This window comes from Pseudoalteromonas sp. MM17-2, assembly GCF_022347945.1.
Taxonomy (GTDB): domain Bacteria; phylum Pseudomonadota; class Gammaproteobacteria; order Enterobacterales; family Alteromonadaceae; genus Pseudoalteromonas; species Pseudoalteromonas ruthenica.
Genome location: NZ_JAKRFV010000047.1, coordinates 1 through 1,892 on the forward strand (window position 1 = coordinate 1; position 1,892 = coordinate 1,892).

The 1,892-nt window shown below is 45.7% G+C and carries 1 protein-coding gene and 4 tRNA genes; 3 read left to right on the top strand and 2 right to left on the bottom strand.

What is annotated here, in order from left to right:
* Nucleotides 1-13: 13 nt before the first annotated feature.
* Together MHM93_RS19280 and MHM93_RS19285 are read right to left on the bottom strand one after the other, a co-directional pair.
* Nucleotides 14-89 (bottom strand) — tRNA-Val (locus MHM93_RS19280).
* Between the two features lie 32 nt (nt 90-121).
* A tRNA-Val gene (locus MHM93_RS19285) sits at nt 122-197 on the bottom strand.
* Between the two features lie 269 nt (nt 198-466).
* Between MHM93_RS19285 and MHM93_RS19290 the strand changes: the two genes are divergently transcribed.
* From MHM93_RS19290 to MHM93_RS19300, 3 genes are all read left to right on the top strand, one after another.
* The gene (locus tag MHM93_RS19290; protein WP_239450225.1) at nt 467-1,273 is read left to right on the top strand and encodes a class III extradiol ring-cleavage dioxygenase; all 807 of its coding nucleotides are present in this window, start codon (nt 467-469) and stop codon (nt 1,271-1,273) included.
* A 265-nt stretch (nt 1,274-1,538) separates the two neighbouring features.
* A tRNA-Ala gene (locus MHM93_RS19295) sits at nt 1,539-1,614 on the top strand.
* A 200-nt stretch (nt 1,615-1,814) separates the two neighbouring features.
* Nucleotides 1,815-1,890: transfer RNA gene (locus tag MHM93_RS19300), tRNA-Glu, on the top strand.
* Nucleotides 1,891-1,892 lie beyond the last annotated feature (2 nt).

Genomic DNA, 1,892 nt, shown 5'->3' on the forward strand with positions numbered 1-1,892 from the left:
GAAGATGAGTAAATGGTGGGTTGTACTGGACTTGAACCAGTGACCCTCGCCTTGTAAGGGCGATGCTCTCCCAACTGAGCTAACAACCCATATAGAATAAACAGATGCGTCACTTAAAAAGTGGTGGGTTGTACTGGACTTGAACCAGTGACCCTCGCCTTGTAAGGGCGATGCTCTCCCAACTGAGCTAACAACCCACATCTGGCAACAAGGAGTGAGGAAACCTCTCTCGCTGTTGTGGGGCGCTATTATAGATAGAGACGAAAGACTGTCAACACTTGAGTTGCACATTTTGTTTTATATGCGGGTTTTATAAACAACCTGTTCATCAACTACGCACGCGAAGCCTGCACTCCCGCTTATGTGAGTCATAATTGTGCGCGTGGTAACAAGGGATGTGCGTTCATAGGGCTATATAGGTATCGATACCAGCGCAATAATGAAGGCCTTATTTATGGAGCGCATTATGAACCACAGTCTTTTTATCTCCCACGGGGGAGGGCCGTTACCTCTATTGGCTGAAACAAGTCACACAGGTATGCGTGATGCATTAGCAAAACTAGCGACTCAAATCCCTAAGCCTCGGCTTGTTATTGTAATAAGCGCGCATTGGCTTTCACAGGAGGGAGTTGCTATTAATACCCAGCAACAGCCCAACTTGCTGTATGACTATTACGGTTTTGATAGGGCGGCCTATGATATTGCTTATCCTTGCACGGGTCATACTCGAGTTGCCAACTACTTAGCCGGTTATTTACAACATCAAGGTATACCTACTCTTATTGAGCAGCAACGAGGGCTAGATCATGGTGTCTTTGTACCGTTAAAGTTAATGTATCCAGATGCAGACGTCCCTTGTGTACAAATATCATTGCATGGCGGTTTAGATGAGCGCTTTCATGTAGAGTTAGGGCAACACCTCGCAAATGCTGTTGCTGATCTTGATAACGTATTATTGCTTGGTTCAGGTTTCACCTTTCATAATATGGCTGCATTTAAAAAAGGGCCGATTGATGATACTCAGGGGTATAATCGGCAGTTTGAAGCATGGCTCAAACACACTTTGCAGGCGCCTATGAGTGAAAAGCAGCGCCAACAGCAGTTAATTGCGTGGCGAACAGCACCTGGTGCACTTTATTGTCAGCCCACGTCAGAACACTTGTTGCCTTTACACTGTGCATATGGAGCAGCTCGCTGTCGACCTGATACCCATATCTCAACAGAAATTATGGGGTGGCAAGCCAGCTTTTTATTATGGCAACTAGAGGCATAAGTGGTCGTTGCGATTAAGGTGATACTTTGGCTGACGAAATAACCACAATAGATACCGATATTTGCCTGTATCAAAGTAGGTAAGTGGTTAATAAAAAGTCATATTTGACTGTTTTTGTCTAACCTTTGCGCGTCTTGGTTAAAATTGCTTCGGTCAGTAAAAAGTTACTTAAAAAGTGTTGACTTTGTTTAGGGGGGTGCATAGAATGCGCCCCGCACTCAACGAGATGAATACCGCAAGTTTGGCAGTTTATCTCATGCTGTTTGGGGCTATAGCTCAGCTGGGAGAGCGCTTGCATGGCATGCAAGAGGTCGGCGGTTCGATCCCGCCTAGCTCCACCAAATTCTGCAGTGCAACACACGTTTCTATCTCGGTAGGCTAAACTTCGAATGTTTAGGTGTGATACTCGTATGGTAAGAGTTTAAATAACCAGTCCTAGTGACATTAAATTCAGCGTTTTTGCTAAGGCCGCTTCGCCTCACTGGTTCGGCTCAGCCTTTACAAAAATTTATCGAAGTTATACTTCGATAGCGAAATTTTTGTCCCCTTCGTCTAGAGGCCTAGGACACCGCCCTTTCACGGCGGTAACAGGGGTTCGAATCCCCTAGGGGACGCCATT

What these genes read in the sequence shown, in the direction of transcription:
- MHM93_RS19290 (WP_239450225.1), top strand. Translation starts at nt 467, where the DNA reads ATGAACCACAGTCTTTTTATCTCCCACGGGGGAGGGCCGTTACCTCTA.